The following is a 16,939-nucleotide window of genomic DNA, read 5'->3' as shown; positions in this document are numbered from 1 at the left end:
TCTTTTGTTCGCGGCCTTGTTTCTGCTTACAGCGCCCGCAGTGGTGAGCAGGTTGCACAAGGCAGCGCCCTCGCGTGCTGCATAGGTTGAGAGATATGGAAAACTACCTTCTCGACTGGGCCAACCTGCTGCTGCGCTGGGTCCATGTCATCACCGCCATCGCCTGGGTGGGTTCCTCGTTTTATTTTGTCTTTCTCGACAGCAGCCTCACGCCGCCCGAGGATGAAGACCTCAAAAAGCAGGGCGTAAGCGGCGAGCTCTGGGCCGTGCACGGCGGCGGTTTTTACCACCCCGTCAAATTCGCTGTCAAGCCGCCGCAACTGCCGGCGCACCTGCACTGGTTTTACTGGGAAAGCTACAGCACCTGGCTGTCGGGCTTTGCGCTGTTCACGATCTCCTATTTGTGGAACGCCGGCACCTACCTTGTCGACAAATCGCTGATGAACTGGTCGCCCGGCGCGGCCGGTGCGGTGGCGCTGTCCTTCTTTGTCATTTTCTGGATGCTGTACGACGGCATCTGCCAGATTTTCGGAAAACGGAAAAACGGAGACGCCATCGTCGGCGCGTTGGTCGCGGTGCTGGTGTGCGCTGCCTCCTGGCTGGCCTGCCACTGGTTTGCCGGGCGCGCGGCCTTCTTGCTGGTAGGCGCCATGATGGCCACCGCCATGAGTGCCAATGTGTTCTTCTGGATCATCCCCGGCCAGCGCAAGGTCGTGGCCGCCATCAAGGCCGGCGAGCCGGTCGATGCGGTGCACGGCCAGCGCGGCAAACAACGCAGCGTGCACAACACCTACTTCACGCTGCCGGTGCTGTTCGCCATGCTCAGCAACCACTACAGCTTCACCTGGAGCCATCCGCAAAACTGGCTGGTGCTGATCCTGATGATGCTGGCCGGCGCCGCCATCCGCCAGTTTTTTGTGCTGCGCCACGGCTACAAGCTGGGCCGCAACCGGCACCCGTTGCCGTATGCGCTGGTGGGCGTGGCTGTCATCGCCGTCGTGATCGTCTGGATGAAACCTCCTGCTGCTGTGGGTGCTATCAATTCAGTAGCTGGTGGCGCACAACCAATGGGCGCTGCAGACCAAAGCAGCTTTCAAAAAGTGCAGGCCATCATGGCCCAGCGCTGCTACCTGTGCCACGGCGCGCAGGTGCAGATGAAAAACGTGCGGCTCGATTCGCCCGAAGCATTGGCGCGTCACGCGACGCAGGTCTACCAGCAGGCGGTGGTCACGCGGCTGATGCCCATGAACAATGCCACGGGAATCACCGAGGCCGAGCGGCAGGTGATCAGGCAGTGGTTCGATGCAGGCGCCAAAACCGAATAAGTCGGGCAAGCCTTACCAGTTGCCCGCCAGCCCTGCGGCGCGTGTGGACGGCTTGCTGAAATGCTGGGCCAGGAAACCCACAAAAGCCCTGACCCGCACCGAATGCTGGTGACGGGCCGGGTACACCGCATGGATGTCGGCTGCCGGTGTGCGGTAGTTCTCCAGCACCTGAACCAGCCGGCCGCTGCGCAGGTATTTGGCGATGTCCCATTCGGCGCGCATCAAAATGCCGTGGCCGTCGAGCGCCCAGTTCACCGCAATCTCGCCGTCGCTGGTGCTGAGGTTGCCGTGCACCTTGATGGCCTGCGTGTGCTTGCCGGACGCCAGGCGCCACATACCGTAGGCCTCGTCACCCTGGCGTATGCCGATGCAGTTGTGCTGCGCCAGGTCATGCGGCACCCTGGGCGTGCCATGGCGGGCCAGATAGGCCGGTGAGGCGCAGAGCAGGCGGCGATTCGGTGCGATCAGCCGCGCAATCACGCGGGCGTCCGGCGGTTCACCGAAACGGACACAAACATCGAAGGCGTCTTCAGTCAGGGGCGGCGGGTTGACCGTGAGCTGCAACTGCACTTCTACTTCGGGATGGGCTTTCACGAAACGCGAGATCAGCGGCGCCACATGGTTGCGGCCGAAGCCTATGGTGGCGTTCACGCGCAGCAGGCCCTTGGGCGCCGCCACGGCACTGGACACCTGCTGCTCCATGTCGTCAATGTCGGCGAGGATGCGGCGTGCGTGTGTGAGGTAAATCTCGCCTTCCTGCGTGAGGCTGGCGCGCCGCGTGGTGCGGCTCAGCAACTGCACCCCCAGCCTGGCCTCCATCTGCGTCAGCCGCTTGCTGATGGCTGCCGTGCTGACGCCGAGCTCGCGCGCCGTGGCCGACAGGCTGCCGTAACGCGCCAGCAGGCTGAAAAAAGCCATCTCCGAGGGGGCTGTGTTGACTGGATTCATTCGTAACCTGTGGTTAACAGTAATCTTACTTTAGGGGGTTTTATTGTCTGCGCCAATCGCTACAGTGAACAGATCACAACCGAGAAAACAGAGGAATCAACATGAAGACCTACAAGATCGCCTGCATCCCCGGCGACGGCATCGGCAAGGAAGTCATACCGGCCGGCCAGCAGGTGCTGCAGGCCCTGGCCGCCGCGCAAAAGAATTTCGCCTTCAGCTTCAGTGCTTTCGATTGGGGCGGCGACTACTTCCGCCGGCACGGCATGATGATGCCGGAGGATGGCCTGGACGCGCTGCGCGACAAAGACGCCATCCTGTTCGGCTCGGCCGGCGACCCGCACATTCCCGACCACATCACGCTCTGGGGCTTGCGCCTCAAAATCTGCCAGGGCTTTGACCAGTACGCCAATGTACGGCCCACACGCATCCTGCCCGGCATCGACGCGCCGCTCAAGCGCTGCACACCGGAGCAACTCAACTGGGTGATCGTGCGCGAGAACTCCGAAGGCGAGTACTCAGGCGTAGGCGGGCGCGCCCACCAGGGCCATCCGATCGAAGTGGCCACCGATGTGTCGATGATGACCCGCGCCGGCGTCGAGCGCATCATGCGCTTTGCCTTCAGGCTCGCCCAGTCGCGCCCGCGCAAGCTGCTGACCGTGGTTACCAAGTCCAACGCCCAGCGCCATGCCATGGTGATGTGGGACGAGATCGCGCTGCAGATCAGCCGGGAATTTCCGGACGTGACCTGGGACAAGGAACTGGTCGACGCCTGCACCGCGCGCATGGTCAATCGCCCCGCATCGCTCGACACCGTGGTCGCCACCAACCTGCATGCCGATATCCTGAGCGACCTGGCGGCCGCGCTGGCCGGCAGCCTGGGCATTGCACCGACCGGCAACATCGACCCCGAGCGCCGCTATCCGAGCATGTTTGAGCCGATTCACGGCTCGGCCTTTGACATCATGGGAAAAGGCCTGGCGAATCCTATTGGCACTTTCTGGAGTTGTGTCATGCTGCTGGAGCACCTGGGCGAAACCGGTGCAGCCGCGGTGTTGATGGCCGCAATCGAAAAGGCGACCGCCACTGCTGCGCTGCACACGCGCGACCTGGGCGGCAGCGCTACGACGGCGCATGTCACCGAAGCTGTCTGTGCCGAGGTCGGCAGGCAGCGGCAGCTGCAGGCCGCTTGAATTTCTCGGTGAATGCCGGTGCAGTCACGCCAGGGGCATCGGCGAGTTTTCCGCTTCAGAAACATTCAGGAGACACACCATGAAAGTTGAAGTGAAAAAGTGGATGGGCATTTTCTGCATGGCCGCGATGCCCGTCGCCATCGCGCAGCCCGCTGTGCCCGCAGCGGGTGTGGTGTGCCCAGACAGGAACGTGCTGTACTGGCAGGCCTTTCCACCGGGTGGTGAGTCGGACCTGTCGGCGCGCCACCAGCAGGTCGTGCTCAAGAAAAAATGCCCGGCCGTCGACACCATCATCCAGTACAAGGCGGGCGCCGGCGGCGGCCTGATGTGGGGCCAGATGAACAGCCTGCCGGGCGACGGCTTCAATGTGGTGGGCATCAACCTGCCGCACATCGTGTTCCAGCCCATCGAGGGCGAGGTGCAGTACAAGACTGCCGACATCGTGCCGGTGTTCTGGTTTCACTACACCCCCGACGTGCTGGTGGTGCCCGAGAAAAGCCCGATCAAAACGTTTGCAGACTTCATCGCCGCAGCCAAAAAAGACCCCGGCAAACTGAACCTGGGCGGCTCGGGGCTGAACTCTGCCAACCATGCGGCGCATGCGCGGCTCAACGCGGCTTTCGGCGTCAAGAGCACCTATGTGCCCTACAAGGGGACGGGCGACATGACGATGGCCGTGATCGGCTCGCAGGTTGACGGTGCGATGACCTATACGCCGTTTGCCATCGGCAACAAGGGCAGGGTGCGGCCGCTGGCAGTCGCCATGGAAAAGCGCCACCCGATGATGCCCGATGTGCCCACCTTCAGGGAGCTTGGTGTGGACTGGGTGGACGGCGCCTACCGCGGCATTGGCGTGCCCAAATCAACCCCGCTGGAAGCGCGCAGGCGCTTGTCCGACATGTGGGCCGTGCTGAACAACGACCCGGAGATGAAGGAACTCGCCGCCAAAAACGGCTTTGAACTCGTCAACGTGGGCCTGGACCAGATGGACGGCTTCATGAAGGAGCGCATCCGTATCTACACCGAAGGTGCCAAGCGCCTGGGCCTGGGGAAAAAGTAGCTCCCGGGGCAGCAGGAGCGGGGCCTCAGTGGAGGCTGGTGGTGCTGGAAAGAAGGTTCAACACCACCACGCCGGCAATGATGAGCGCCATGCCCACCATGCCCCAGAGGTCAATCTTCTGCTGGTGAACGAAGAAGCTGGTGATGCTGATCAGCACAATGCCCAGGCCCGACCAGATTGCGTAGGTCACACCGGTGGGGATGGACTTCATCGTCACCGTGAGGAGATACAGCGCGGTGCCATAACCCGCGATGCTGATCAGCGAAGGCACCAGGCGCGTGAAGCTGTCGCTGGACTTGAGCGCTGTGGTGGCGATGACTTCGGCAACGATGGCAATGCCCAGGGCCAGGTAAGCGTTCATGAGGCTTTTCTTTCTGCTTCGGTGGATGATGGCTCATTCTAGGAAGCTGCCTTTCCGGCGAAATCCCAAAGCCTCCCGCGCTGCCGGGTTACTGCCCGGTTACCACGGCACAATCCGGGGTGGAGACATTTCAATGACTGCAGCCAAGACACCTACCCCCGGCACGCCCATCCCGGACGCCGCCACCCAGCCGCGCGAGTTCCTCGAGCACCTGTACGCCGCCGCTGTTGCGCGCGCGTTGCCGCTTGAGAACACCGCACGCTACCTGCCCAAACCGCCCACCCCCGAAAGCGGCGGCCGCACCATCGTGATCGGTGCGGGCAAGGCCGGCGGTTCCATGGCGCAGGCGGTGGAGGCACTGTGGCCCGCCGACGCGCCGCTTGAAGGCCTGGTCGTGACCCGCTACCACCACATTCCGCCGCGCCCTGAGGGACTGAAGCAGCGCATCGAGATTGTCGAAGCCGCGCACCCGGTGCCGGACGCGGCAGGGCTGGAAGCTGCACAGCGCATCCTGGCCATGGTGCAGGGGCTGGGAAAAAACGACCTGGTGCTGTGCCTGATCTCGGGCGGAGGCTCGGCGTTGCTGACCTTGCCGGCTGAAGGCCTGACGCTGGAAGACAAGCAGCGCATCAACAAGGCGCTGCTCAACAGCGGCGCCAATATTTCCGAGATGAACTGCGTGCGCAAACATCTCTCGCGCATCAAGGGCGGCCGCCTGGCCGCAGCCTGCGCGCCGGCGCGTGTGGTGACGCTCACCATCAGCGACGTGCCGGGAGACGACCCGTCCATCATCGCCAGCGGCCCCACCGTGCCCGACGCCACCAGCTGCGCCGAGGCGGTGGCCATCCTGCAGCGCTACGGCATTGAAGTGCCCGGCGCCATCATGAGCCTGCTGGAACAGGGCGCACTCGAAACACCCAAGCCGGGCGATGCGGTCTTCAAAGGCCATGAGGTGCACATGATTGCCACGCCGCAGCAAAGCCTGGAGGCCGCCGCCGCGGTAGCGCGCGCAGCCGGCTTGCAGGCGCACATCCTGAGCGACGAGATGGAAGGCGAATCCCGCGAGGTCGGCAAGGTGCATGCGGCGCTGGCCCGTGCCGTGGCGCTCAAGGGGCAGCCCTTCAGCAAGCCCTGCGTGATCCTGAGCGGCGGCGAAACCACAGTGACCGTTCGCAAGCAAGCGGAAGGCGCGCCGCGCGGCCGGGGAGGCCGTGCCGGCGAATTCTGCATGGGCCTGGCCTTGGCGCTGCAGGGCCAGCCGGGTGTGTATGCACTGGCGGCTGACACCGACGGCATCGACGGCGTGGAAGACAACGCCGGCGCTTATGTAGCGCCCGACACACTGCAGCGCGCACTGGCCAAAGGCATGAAGCTGGACCAGTACCTGGACCGCAATGACGCCTACGGCTACTTCGAGCCGCTGGGTGGACTGGTTATTCCCGGGCCCACACACACCAACGTCAATGACTTCCGGGCGCTATTGATTTTGTAGCTGCTCGCGCAGGTTCTGCCTGCGTTGTGGGCCTGTTTGGTACATAAAACAGGCAAAAAATCCTCACACGGCCGTCAAACCACCCGTGCCGGGCGCCGCGCTGATCTCGGGCGGATGCGTGACGATGGATTTGAGTTCCGGCCGCGCCGCCTGCAAAGTTTGCAAATCGGGTTGCGGCCTGCGCAGGGTATCGCTGGCTTCAAAGACCTGTTCCAGCGCCTGGCATGCGGCCAGCAGTTGTGCATCGGCGTGCAGCCGTCCAATCACCTGCAGCCCGAAAGGCATGCCATGTTCGTCTTTGCCGCAGGGCAGCGCGAGCGCCGGGTTGGTTGCCAGTGTCACCACATAGGTCAGGCCCAGCCAGTGGTAGTAGTTGCGCATGGCCTGGCCGTCGATGTTGGCGGCATACAGCTCTGTCCAGGGGAAGGGCGTGACCGGCGTGACGGGCGCCAGGATGATGTCGTAATGCTCGAAAGCTTTGGCAAAGCGGCGCGAAATGCGTGTTTGCTCCAGGTGCGCCCAGGCGCGGTCCGCCAGCGTGATGGCAGCCGCTATTTCCATGTTGGCGCGTACATTCGGGCCCAGCGTTTCGGGGGCGTTGCGATAGGTATCGGCGAATGCCGCTACAAAACTTTCTGCACGCAGTGTGTCAAAGGCACGGTCGGCATCGCCCAGCTCAAGGTCTATCGGCTCGCAGCTTGCCACCAGCGGCCGTACGGCTTCCACGCGCTGGCGGAACACGCGCCGGATTTCCGGGTCCACGATACACATGCCAAAGTCTTCCGTGGTGCCCACACGCAAGGTGGAAAGGTCCACCTGCTTCAAGGGCCAGAACGTGGAGGCATCCACCGGGTAGGAAAGCGGGTCGCGTGCGTTCGCGCCTACGCTGGCGGCAAAGAGCAGCGCCGTATCGGCCACGTTGCGCCCCATCGGCCCCAGCACGGAGATGACAGACCAGCCCAGCGGCCGGGCGTCGTTGGCCACCAGCCCGGGCGAAGGCCGCAGGCCGACCACGCCGCAGAGCGAAGCCGGAATACGCAGCGAGCCGCCGGTGTCGGAGCCGGTGCAGATCGGCAGCATGCCGGCTGCCAGAGCCGCCGCCGAGCCGCCGGAAGAACCGCCCGCGTTGAGCGTGGGGTTGAACGGGTTGCCCGTCGCGCCCCACACCGGGTTGCGTGAGTTGGCGCCGGCGCCCATGTCGGGCACATTGGTCTTGGCCGTGACGATGGCGCCGGCCGCGCGCAGTTTGGCCACCAGCGCGTTGTCTTTGGCCGGCACGTTGCCGCGAAGTCCTATGTTGCCGTAGGTGGTGAGCAGGCCCGCGGTGTCCTGCAGATCCTTCACCCCCAGCGGCAGTCCGTGCAAAGGGCCCAGCGGTGCGCCGCGCATCACTTGCGCTTCGGCTTCGCGTGCACCCTCGCGCGCACGCGTGAAGTCGGTCGCGCAGATCGCGTTAATGGCGGGGTTGAGGCGTTCGATGCGGTCTATGCATGCGTCCATCAGCTCCACCGGCGATACCTCGCGGCTGGCGATCAGGCTACGGAGTTCGACGGCGGAGATGTCTGGAAGAGTGGAGTGCATATCAATGTCTTGTGTCGAAGGAAATGGTCATGTTCCGCCGCCGGGCCGCCCCAAGGCGGAACGCGCCCCCTCGGGGGGCAGCGAAGCACACGAAGTGTGCGAGCGTGGGGGCCAGGTCTCGCCGCCGGGCCGCCCCAAGGCGGAACGCGCCCCCTCGGGGGGCAGCGAAGCACACGAAGTGGCGAGCGTGGGGGCCGTCATGACTAATCTGTTTTGATCTGGGAGCGTTCGGCCAGCGCCTTCATGCGCGCAATTTCCGCCGTCACCAAGCCAGACCAGTCGGGAACCGCGGTATAGCCGGGCTCGAACCCGGCGGCCTTGAGTTTGTCCAGGGTTTCGGGGTTGGCCATGACCGTGGCCAGGGCCTTTTCGAGCCGCGCCTTGACGGGCGCCGGAAGGCCCTTGGGCGCCACCACGGCCAGCCAGGCGTTCATGTCGACGGCCGGGTAGCCGGCCTCGGCCATGGTCGGCACATTGGGGAGCAGGGACGAGCGCTTGTTCATGGCCACGGCCAGCACGCGGATCTTGCCGGACTTGAGTTGCTGCGATGCGGCGACCACGGTGTCGAAAGACACCGGGATTTGGCCGCCGATCAGATCTGTCATGAGGGGGCCGGAGCCTTTGTAGGGAACATGCGTCATCTTCAGGCCCGTGGCCGCATTGAACATCGCGCCGGCAAAGTTGGAGCTGGTGCCGTTGCCGAAACTGCCGTACAGGTATTTGTCCGGATTGGCCTTGGCCGCCGCGACGAACTGGTGCACGTCGGTGGCCGTGACCGACGGGTTCACCAGCATGGCCAGCGCCACCGAGCCCACCATGCCTATCGCGTCAAAGCCCTTGGCCGGGTCATAGGACAGCTTGGGTTGCAACGCCGGGTTCAGCGTGAAGGTGGAATTGGAGCTCACGAGCAGGGTATAGCCGTCGGGCTTGGCGTTGGCCACTGCGGCCGCGCCTATGGCGGTGCCGGCGCCCGGCTTGTTTTCGACCACCACGGGTTGGCCCAACTGATCACCCAGGGCCTTGCCCAGGATACGCGCCAGCACGTCGGCCGCGCCGCCGGCAGGGAAGGGCGCAACCAGCGTGACGGGCCGCTCAGGAAAATCGGCGGCATGGGCGGGTCCAACCATGGCGGCAAGCCCGCAGGAAAAGAAGGCGCTGGCGATCAGCGTGCGGCGCATTGCTTTAAAGGACATGTGTTGCATGGTAGGCCTCGTTGAAGATTGGATCAATCGGAAGTGGGGATGCAGGAGTGTGGGGAAGGGGCGATTCTGAAAGGTGGCTGCAGGATTAACGCAACCGGGCAGGTGACAACCTGGACGCATCAACGCCTTGCAGGGCCAATTCTTCAGGCAGCGCAGCCTGGCGGATCAGCGCATCGGCCAGCGCACTTGCACCGGCCGCGCTCTGGATGCCGTAGCCGCCCTGCGCTGCGAGCCAGAAAAAACCGGGGCAGGCGTTGTCATGGCCAATCACCATTTCCCCGTCGGGTACAAAAGAGCGCAGGCCGGCCCATGTACTGGAAGGGCGGCGGATCGTCAGTGTCGACACACTTTCGATCTGGTGAATACCCATGGCAATGTCCAGCTCTTCAGGAACCACGTCGTGCGGAACTGTCGGGTCCGCGTTGGCGGGCGAGCCCAGCAACTGCCCGGCATCGGGCTTGAAGTAATAGCTTTCATCCACACCCACCACGGCGGGCCAGTGTGAAGGGTCCATGCCTTCCGGTGCCTTGAAGGTAAAGGCGCTGCGCCGGTGCGGCACCAGGCCGATGGGCTGCGCGCCGAACATGGCGGCCAGCTCGTCAGCCCAGGCGCCTGCGGCATTCACCACGGTTTTCGCGCGCAGCGTCTGGCCGTCGCTGAATTGCAGGGTCCAGCGCTGTCCGTCATGCGAGGCCTGTGTCAGTGTGGCGGCGGTGCGCAGCTCCCCGTCGGCACCGGCCTTCTGGCGAAAGCCGCGCAGAAAGCCCTGGTGCAGTGCATGCACATCCATGTCCTGCGCGCCTGCGTCGTACAGCGCGCCGTGCACCACATCGGGCCGCAGGCAGGGCACATGGGCCAGCGTGGTGCCGGCGTCCAGCGTCACCAGGCCGGGGCAGCTTGCGGACAGTTCCTGGCGGGTGTGCGCCAGTTCTTCTTCCTGGCCGTGCGTGGCAAGGTAAAGCACGCCCCTGGGCTGTATCAGTGCCGGGGGAAATCCTTCCGGTGGCCGTTCGTAAAACCCGCGGCTGGCACGCGTCAGCGCCCGCACCATGGGTGGGCCGTAGGTTTCCATGAACATGGCCGCCGACCGGCCGGTGGAGTGAAACCCCGGCTGGGACTCACGTTCGACGAGCGCAACGCTGCGTTGCCCGGCCAGGCGCCAGGCCAAAGATGCGCCTGCAATGCCTGCGCCGAAGATCATGATGTCAAATTCTCTCATTTGAGAATTCTCACATGCGAGAATCGTGCCTGTCCAGCCCATTTACCTGATTTGGCCCCAACAAAGGGAAAACACCATGCCTGCACGCCCCGCCCGCAACCCTGCCGCCCACCCCGAGGCGGACCGGGTGCGGCTCGGCCTGAGCCTGCGCGGGCACCGCAAGGCGCGGCGGCTGACGCTCAAGGACCTGTCCGGCCGTTCCGGCGTCGCGCTGTCCACGCTGTCCAAGATGGAACTGGGCCAGATTTCGGTCAGCTATGAAAAGCTGGCCGCCGTGGCGCGGGCGCTGTCGCTGGACGTGGGGCAGCTGCTGGACGCGCGAGCCGCGGCGCCGGCCCCCGGCGCTGCAAAGCCGGTGGTGGTCTGGTCCGAAGCAGGCGGTGCGCCGGCCTACAGCTCGGGCAACTATGACTACGGTGCCCTGGCCGCCGGCTTTCCGGGCAAGCGCATGACGCCGATGCACGGCCGCATCGTGGCGCGCAGCCGCAGCCAGTTCCCCGACTTCATCCGCCACGCAGGGCAGGAGTTCGTGATCGTGCTGTCGGGCCGCGTGCGCATCGAGTTCGAGACCGGCGAAATCATCGAAGTGGGGCGCCATGAGTCGGCCTATTTCGACAGCGGCGTGGGCCATATCTACCTTTCGCTGGGCCGCAGCGATGCGCAGGTGCTGGTGGTGATGAGCGAATAGGGCCGCCTGGCCTTGTGTCTCGGGTTTGTACCCGGGTTCAGGTCGACAGCTTCTCCCAGGTCAGGTCAAATTTCAGCAGATATTTGCGCAGCCTGTCTGCATCGTTCACCACGCTGCGCTGGGTACGTGAGACATTGAAGAGCGCCCGCCCCGCGTCGCTGAGGGAGGCGCTTTTGCGGCAGACCTCAATCACGGCTTGAAGCTGCAACTGCTCAAAATAATCGAGTGTGTCCGCGGCGCCTCCCATTAATTCGGCGAGTGAGGTAGCGCCGCCGCTGGTTTCCTGTTCTGCGGCCTGCCATTGCCAGCGTAGCCGCGCGATCTCGGCCTCCACCAGGCTCGCGCCGATGCGGCCGTTGTCGCCCAGCGTGGCAAGGCGGGTGATGGATGCGCTCAAGTCGCGAAAATTGCCAGCCCAGATGGCCTCGCCCGATTGTGCAAATCGCAGGTAGGCGGCGCGGGCTTCGGCGGTCATTCGGGTTTTTCTGCCCAGATCTTCGGATGCGAGCATGAGCTGGTGGTCCATGTTGGGCTCGATGTCCTCCCGGCGCTGGCTGAGGCCGGGCAGGGCGTACGTCCACAGATTGATACGCGCGAAAAGATCCTCGCGGAAGCGCCCGCGGGCGACTTCCAGGCGCAAGTCCTTGTTGGTGCCTGCTATCAGCTGGAAGCTGCTTTCGACTTCTTTGTCGGCGCCTACGGGCAGGAAGCGCTTTTCTTCCACGGCCTTGAGCAGCATGGCCTGCTCGTCCAGGCCCAGCTCGCCGATTTCGTCGAGAAACAGCACGCCCTTGTCGGCGGTGCGCAGCAGGCCGGGACGGTCATTGGCCGCACCGGTGAACGCCCCCTTCTTGTGGCCGAACAGCGTGGAGCCTGCACCGTCGCCGTGCAGCGTCGCGCAGTTCACATCGACAAAGCTGCCGCTGACCTGGTGGCGTGACTTTTTGAGCTCAAAAATCCGCCGCGCCAGCATCGACTTGCCCGCGCCGGTCGGTCCGGTCAGCAGGATGGGCGCCTTGCTCTGGACGGCGATGTGTTCGATTTCCTCAATCAACCTGTTGAAGCGGGGGTTGCGTGTGGCGATGCCGCTTTTGAGGAAGGACACTGCATCTTGCTGCGCCACCGCTAGCCGCGTGTTGATCGCGTCATAGCGCGAGAGGTCCAGGTCAATCAGTTCATAACTGCCCACACCCTGGCCTTGCCGGCCCCTGGGCGGCGCCGTCTGCAACAGAACGCCGGGAATGAAGCGCGCCTCGACCAGCAGGAACAGGCAGATCTGCGCTACATGGGTGCCGGTGGTGATGTGCGCCCAGTACTCTTCGCGCTCGGTGTCGAAGGCGTAGGCGCGCATCCAGTCATACAGCGCGCCATAGACCTCGCCGAAATCCCAGGGGTTGGCCAGGTTCATTTCGACCAGGCGAACCTCGGTGCCGGGCGAGAGCTGAACCACGTCGTCACGCACCCGTTCAGCCAGCGCCTTGTTGCGCACGTCGTGCATCAGCTCCAGCCGGTCGACGGCCAGGTCTTCATGCTGCGCGATCGACACCGTGGGCCGCCATTTCTCCCAGCGCGATGCATTCAGGCCGGAATCGAGCTGGGTGCCCAGGAAACCCATCACCACTTTCTTCTTCATATTTCTAATGTACTAGCTTTAAAGCTAAAAAAATAGGAGAGATGAATGAAGATGAATCGGCTATTTTTTGATTTTTATGAAAAATACTAAATTAAATCAATGATCTACGGTGATGGAGAAAAAGTTTTGAAGAGTTGGCACGCTGCCTGCAATACATAGTTCGTCACCACAACGGTGAATGCAAACAAGGAACAAGAACATGGCAAACACTCAACTATTTCAAAGCAGCAAAGGCGCTTTCCCGTCTGCCTCCACCACTGTCAACGAGGCGGGTGGTGTGGCTTATGCTCTGGCACCTCGGCATGCGCTGGTGCAGTTGGCCGTCACCGGTTGCCTGAACAATGTTTACTACGCCGGTGCTGCCGAGCAACTGGACAAAGTGCTGGAGCTGGCTGCGCAGGTGGATGCGGGCTTCGTGGCCAAAACCGCCATCTATGCCCGTAAGCGCGGCCATATGAAAGACATGCCGGCGCTGCTGTTGGCTTCGCTGGCGACCCGCGATGTGGCACTGTTTGCCAAGGCGTTTCCTCGCGTCGTGGACAACGGCAAGATGCTGCGTAACGTGGTGCAAATTCTGCGTAGCGGCCGTGTGGGCCGTAAGTCAATGGGTTCGCGTCCCAAGAAGTTGGTGCAGGCCTGGTTGTGCAATGCAAGCGAGAAGCAGCTGTTGAACGCCAGCGTGGGTAACAGCCCGTCATTGGCCGACGTCGTGAAGATGGTTCACCCCAAACCGGCTGAGGCCTGGCGCGCCGCGTGGTTTGCCTGGTTGATTGGCCGTGACTTTGACGTAAGCCAGTTGCCCGAGGCGACGCGTGCTTTTGAAGCCTACAAAAAGGACCGCTGCGGTGCGGCACCCGATGTGCCTTTTCAGATGCTGACCGCGTTGAACCTGACCACCAACCAGTGGACGCAGATTGCCAAGAATGGCTCGTGGCAGATGGTGCGACAGAACCTCAACACCTTTGCGCGCCACGGTGTGTTTGGTACGACCAAGGCTGAAAAGGCCATTGCCGCCAAACTGCGTGATGTGCAGAGCATTGAGAAGGCCCGCGTGTTGCCCTACCAGTTGATGGCTGCCTACAAAGCGACGGATGAAACCGTTCCTCTGCAGGTACGTGAAGCATTGCAAGACGCGATGGAAATCGCGTTGAAGAACGTGCCCGCTTTGGTGGGTAAGGTGGTGGTGTGTCCTGATGTGTCGGGCTCCATGAGCTCGGCGGTGTCTGGACACCGTGGCTCTGCAACCAGTGCGGTGCGTTGTATTGACGTGGCGGCCCTGGTGGCTGCGGCTCTGCTGCGCAAGAACCCGGCAACCATGGTGCTGCCGTTTGAGCAGAAAGTCGTCAATTTGTCGTTGAACCCGCGTGACTCGGTGATGACCAATGCGGAAAAACTGGCTGCCGTGGGCGGTGGCGGAACCAACTGCTCGGCGCCGTTGGCCCTGTTGAACGCCGGTAAGGCCAAGGCAGACCTGGTGGTGCTGGTGTCGGACAACGAGTCATGGGTGGATAGCAAGCGTGCCGGTGCGACGCAAACCTTGCGTGAATGGGAAGTGTTCAAGCAGCGCAACCCGCAAGCCAGGTTGGTGTGTATCGACATCCAGCCTTACGCCCATACGCAGGCGCTAGAACGGCCTGACATCCTGAACATCGGCGGTTTTACCGATGAAGTGTTCAAGGTACTGGCTTTGTTTGCCGCGGGGGCGTTGGGAGCCGACCACTGGGTCGGATTGATAGACGAGCTGGCTTTGTAAGCCATGACTCGATGTGTTGAGCGTCGTCGCCTGAGGAATGCCGGTGTGATTACATCCAAACTGTTTTTATCACACAACTGTTAGTCCTCAGGCGGGGGCCATTTTTAAAGATAGGCAAGAGGGTTTTCAAAAGCACGAATGCTGGCGGGATTACATTGGATATAGCCGGTTCGACTCTGGCCATGTGCATCACAGGAAACTGAATGCACATGAAAATCTCACCGATCCTTGTCGTGTTTTTGAAAGCTCTTGAAGAGAGAGCAAAAAGTTTTGATTGCCGGCGGCAAATGCGGTTGGAATTACAGCACTGTTAATGCCGAGGTCGCGGGTTCGAATCCCGCCGGTGCTGCAATGGGCTTGTGCCCGAGCCCATTGCAGCACCGTAGCTCAGTCTGGTAGAGCACGTATCCATTTCAACAATTTTGTTGCTGCTGGTGATCAAAAGGTTTTGGATGAATGCCCGTGAAATTACAGGTAGACGCGGCGTGCAAACGCTCTCGCGCTGAAAGGCGCGGGGTCTGGGTTCAAACCCCAGCTTGGCAACAAGTGGCGGAATTTCATTTCACAAGCTCTAGTCATCCGTTTTATTGAAAGAGGAAGAAAAACAATGAACTACCAACAACATGAAGTCACCGGCGGTGTGCCGGTCAAGATGTGGACCAACGGCGTACCGGTGGAAGCCCAGGCCCTGAAGCAGCTGGAAAACTCCGCCCGCCTGCCCATTGTGTTCAAGCACGTGGCCGTGATGCCCGACGTGCATTACGGCCTGGGCGCCACCATCGGCAGTGTGATCCCGACCTTCAAGGCGATCATTCCGGCGGCGGTCGGTGTGGACATCGGCTGCGGCATGATGGCCTGCAAGACCACGCTGCGCGCCGAAGACCTGCCCGACAACCTGGGCCCGCTACGCACGGAAATCGAGAAGGCCGTGCCGCACGGCTCCGCGCCCAAGACCTATCGCAGGAATGGTTCAGTGCGAGAAGTCGGCGCCTGGACGAACCCGCCCAGCGCGGCCGATGCGGCCTGGGGCCAGCTGGTCGATGAATTCGAGGCCATCTGCCTGGACTACCCGCGCCTGAAGAACACCAACAACCACCGTCACATGGGAACCCTGGGCGGCGGCAACCACTTCGTGGAGGTGTGCCTCGACGAAGGCGGCGGGGTCTGGATCATGCTGCACAGCGGTTCGCGCGGGGTGGGTAACGCCATCGGTACGCACTTCATTGAGCTGGCGAAGAAAGATGCCGAGCTGCACCAGCGTAACCTGCCCGACAAGGACCTGGCCTACCTCGAAGAAGGTTCGCAGTACTTTGGCGACTATGTGCGCGGTGTGGGCTGGGCGCAAAAATTTGCGCGCCTGAACCGCGAGGTGATGATGCAGGCCGCCATTGGCGCGCTGCGCAAGGTGATCAACAAGCCCTTTGAGACGCACCTGGAGGCGGTGAACTGCCACCACAACTATGTGCAGAAGGAAACGCACTTTGGGCAAGAGGTGTTTGTGACCCGCAAGGGCGCCGTGAGCGCCAAGGCGGGAGAGCTCGGGATCATTCCCGGCAGCATGGGCGCCAAGAGTTTCATCGTGCGCGGCAAGGGCAACCCTGACAGCTTCATGAGTTGCAGCCACGGAGCGGGTCGCACCATGAGCCGCACCCAGGCCAAGAAGCAGTTCACGGTGGACGACCAGATCAAGGCCACCGAAGGTGTTGAGTGCCGCAAGGACGCCGACGTGATCGACGAGATCCCGATGGCCTACAAGGACATCGATGCCGTGATGCTGGCGCAGAGCGACCTGGTGGAAGTGGTTTACACGCTCAAGCAGGTGGTGTGTGTCAAAGGTTGAGGGAGGGGGTCAAAAGGACAACGCTCTGCAGGCATTGTCCGGTCCTTCCCTGACGGCTCTTCGGGAAAACCTTGCCGAAGCTGGCTGCGTATTTGATTTTGCTGTTTACACGCTGGAGAAAGGCATTGATCCTTCTGCGGCGCTGCATCGGTGCGCGCTGGAGCTGCTGTTCGCGGACGTACGGGAGCGATGGTTGGTAAACCACCAGGAGGCCATCAAAAAATTTCCGCAATTTAGTGCGTCGAATTTTCATCAGCTCGACTACGACTGTGCCGCTGCGAGTCCGGAAATTTTGCCGGTGGAAAAAGTACAGGACCTCTTTTCCTGCGCGGCGCATCCAGCCGGTGCGCCTTGTTTGTTTTTGAGTTTTAGTGACCCACCTTACGGTTTCATGAAAGATGCTGACGCGAAGGCGCTGTTTGATCGGTGGTGTCAAATTTTAGGTTTGATCCCGGGCCATTTTCCTGAGGTGATCGACTGGGTTGGTGATCCTGATCTTGAACCATCGCGCAGCGAATGGAGTAACTATTTTGAAGCGGGAAAAGAGTGGTGGGGCATTTGGTGCCTGACGGTGTGGAACCCTGTTAACCGGACCTTGAGCGTGCTTGCCGCCAGCGCAACTGACTGATGATGAAAGAAGAAAAACA

Annotated in this window: 14 protein-coding genes; 8 read left to right on the top strand and 6 right to left on the bottom strand. The window is 62.4% G+C overall.

All coding sequences use genetic code 11. The annotated features are described in order from the left end of the window. Nucleotides 1–95 precede the first annotated feature (95 nt). Nucleotides 96–1,325 carry a urate hydroxylase PuuD gene (locus AC1DYR_RS04760; protein ID WP_477704053.1) on the top strand — a complete coding sequence of 410 codons (1,230 nt, stop codon included), beginning with the start codon at nt 96–98 and terminating at the stop codon, nt 1,323–1,325. Between the two features lie 12 nt (nt 1,326–1,337). Here the strand turns inward: AC1DYR_RS04760 and AC1DYR_RS04755 are convergent, their stop codons facing one another. After that, complete coding sequence (locus tag AC1DYR_RS04755; RefSeq protein ID WP_477704052.1) at nt 1,338–2,273, bottom strand: LysR family transcriptional regulator; 936 nt, start codon at nt 2,271–2,273, stop codon at nt 1,338–1,340. Nucleotides 2,274–2,374: 101 nt separating this feature from the next. Here AC1DYR_RS04755 and AC1DYR_RS04750 point away from each other — a divergent pair, with 101 nt between their 5' ends. Next, a complete protein-coding gene (locus tag AC1DYR_RS04750) occupies nt 2,375–3,463 on the top strand; it encodes a tartrate dehydrogenase (RefSeq protein WP_477704051.1) in 1,089 nt (362 codons plus the stop codon). A 79-nt stretch (nt 3,464–3,542) separates the two neighbouring features. Beyond that, complete coding sequence (locus AC1DYR_RS04745) at nt 3,543–4,523, top strand: tripartite tricarboxylate transporter substrate binding protein (RefSeq protein ID WP_477704050.1); 981 nt, start codon at nt 3,543–3,545, stop codon at nt 4,521–4,523. Nucleotides 4,524–4,548: 25 nt separating this feature from the next. Here AC1DYR_RS04745 and AC1DYR_RS04740 read toward each other — a convergent pair whose 3' ends face one another. Next, on the bottom strand, nt 4,549–4,884 hold the full coding sequence (locus tag AC1DYR_RS04740) for a DMT family transporter (protein ID WP_477647828.1): 336 nt from the start codon (nt 4,882–4,884) through the stop codon (nt 4,549–4,551). Nucleotides 4,885–5,017: 133 nt separating this feature from the next. Between AC1DYR_RS04740 and AC1DYR_RS04735 the strand changes: the two genes are divergently transcribed. Continuing rightward, nucleotides 5,018–6,376 (top strand): glycerate kinase type-2 family protein, encoded by a 1,359-nt coding sequence (locus AC1DYR_RS04735; protein ID WP_477704049.1) that lies wholly within the window; start codon nt 5,018–5,020, stop codon nt 6,374–6,376. A gap of 63 nt (nt 6,377–6,439) precedes the next feature. On the opposite strand, the gene AC1DYR_RS04730 is transcribed toward AC1DYR_RS04735, so the two are convergent. From AC1DYR_RS04730 to AC1DYR_RS04720, 3 genes are all read right to left on the bottom strand, one after another. Further along, entirely contained in the window at nt 6,440–7,957 is a 1,518-nt protein-coding gene (locus AC1DYR_RS04730; protein WP_477704048.1) for an amidase, read from the bottom strand. 203 nt (nt 7,958–8,160) lie between these two features. Beyond that, nucleotides 8,161–9,159, bottom strand: coding sequence for a Bug family tripartite tricarboxylate transporter substrate binding protein (locus tag AC1DYR_RS04725; protein ID WP_477704047.1), 999 nt, complete (start codon nt 9,157–9,159; stop codon nt 8,161–8,163). Nucleotides 9,160–9,244: 85 nt separating this feature from the next. Continuing rightward, nucleotides 9,245–10,378: an NAD(P)/FAD-dependent oxidoreductase gene (locus AC1DYR_RS04720; protein WP_477704046.1), complete on the bottom strand. Its 1,134-nt coding sequence runs from the start codon at nt 10,376–10,378 to the stop codon at nt 9,245–9,247. Nucleotides 10,379–10,454: 76 nt separating this feature from the next. Between AC1DYR_RS04720 and AC1DYR_RS04715 the strand changes: the two genes are divergently transcribed. After that, on the top strand, nt 10,455–11,066 hold the full coding sequence (locus AC1DYR_RS04715; protein WP_477704045.1) for a helix-turn-helix domain-containing protein: 612 nt from the start codon (nt 10,455–10,457) through the stop codon (nt 11,064–11,066). Nucleotides 11,067–11,103: 37 nt separating this feature from the next. Here AC1DYR_RS04715 and rtcR read toward each other — a convergent pair whose 3' ends face one another. Next, nucleotides 11,104–12,699: an RNA repair transcriptional activator RtcR gene (rtcR, locus tag AC1DYR_RS04710; RefSeq protein WP_477704044.1), complete on the bottom strand. Its 1,596-nt coding sequence runs from the start codon at nt 12,697–12,699 to the stop codon at nt 11,104–11,106. A 199-nt stretch (nt 12,700–12,898) separates the two neighbouring features. Between rtcR and AC1DYR_RS04705 the strand changes: the two genes are divergently transcribed. The 3 genes from AC1DYR_RS04705 (at nt 12,899) to AC1DYR_RS04695 (ending at nt 16,920) form a co-directional block, all read left to right on the top strand. Next, nucleotides 12,899–14,452, top strand: a complete 1,554-nt coding sequence (locus AC1DYR_RS04705; RefSeq protein WP_477704043.1) for a vWA domain-containing protein — start codon at nt 12,899–12,901, stop codon at nt 14,450–14,452. Nucleotides 14,453–15,059: 607 nt separating this feature from the next. Further along, on the top strand, nt 15,060–16,292 hold the full coding sequence (locus AC1DYR_RS04700) for an RtcB family protein (RefSeq protein ID WP_477704042.1): 1,233 nt from the start codon (nt 15,060–15,062) through the stop codon (nt 16,290–16,292). After that, nucleotides 16,279–16,920 (top strand): hypothetical protein, encoded by a 642-nt coding sequence (locus AC1DYR_RS04695; protein ID WP_477704041.1) that lies wholly within the window; start codon nt 16,279–16,281, stop codon nt 16,918–16,920. The genes AC1DYR_RS04700 and AC1DYR_RS04695 overlap by 14 nt, the downstream gene beginning before the upstream one ends. Nucleotides 16,921–16,939: the final 19 nt, after the last annotated feature.

This window comes from Polaromonas sp. P1_F9 (assembly GCF_056405615.1).
This window is presented reverse-complemented; position numbering and strand designations above follow the sequence as displayed.